The sequence below is a fragment of the Neisseria sp. P0021.S007 genome, assembly GCF_051956855.1.
Genome location: NZ_JBQCXA010000656.1, coordinates 1 through 642, shown reverse-complemented (window position 1 = coordinate 642; position 642 = coordinate 1). Strand labels below are relative to the sequence as shown.

The following is a 642-nucleotide window of genomic DNA, read 5'->3' as shown; positions in this document are numbered from 1 at the left end:
ATAAAAAGTATTACGCATATTATTGGGCAAACTTTTTATTTACGTTAAAATATGCCTTTTTTTGATAATAAGGCCGTCTGAAAAAGGCGGAAACTAATTATGGCTGAACAACATACACACGCTTCCACCTGGAAGAGCAAAATCAATGCTCTCGGCCCGGGCATCATGATGGCTTCGGCAGCGGTCGGCGGATCGCACCTGATTGCCTCCACGCAGGCAGGTGCACTTTACGGCTGGCAGCTTGCGCTGATCATTATTCTGACCAACCTGTTCAAATACCCGTTTTTCCGCTTCAGCGCACATTACACGCTGGACACGGGCAAAAGCCTGATTGAGGGCTATGCCGAAAAAAGCCGCGTTTATTTGTGGGTATTTTTGATTTTATGTATTGCATCGGCAACGATTAATGCCGGTGCAGTCGCCATCGTTACCGCCGCCATCGTCAAAATGGCAATCCCATCACTGACTTTCGATGCCGGTATGGTGTCCGTCATGATTATGGTTTCCTGCCTGCTGATTTTGGCAAGCGGCCGCTATAAAGCATTGGATAACGTTTCCAAAATCATCATCGTCAGCCTGACCATCGCCACCGTCGCCGCAGCAGCCGTGGCCATGTCTCGCGGCATGCAGATGAAACCCGAC

1 protein-coding gene is annotated in these 642 nt (G+C 49.1%); it reads left to right on the top strand.

The features are described 5' to 3' along the window. Positions 1 to 99 precede the first annotated feature (99 nt). Positions 100 to 642: Nramp family divalent metal transporter (locus ACTHUR_RS15215; RefSeq protein ID WP_440399465.1), on the top strand; the 543-nt coding region annotated here is incomplete at its 3' end.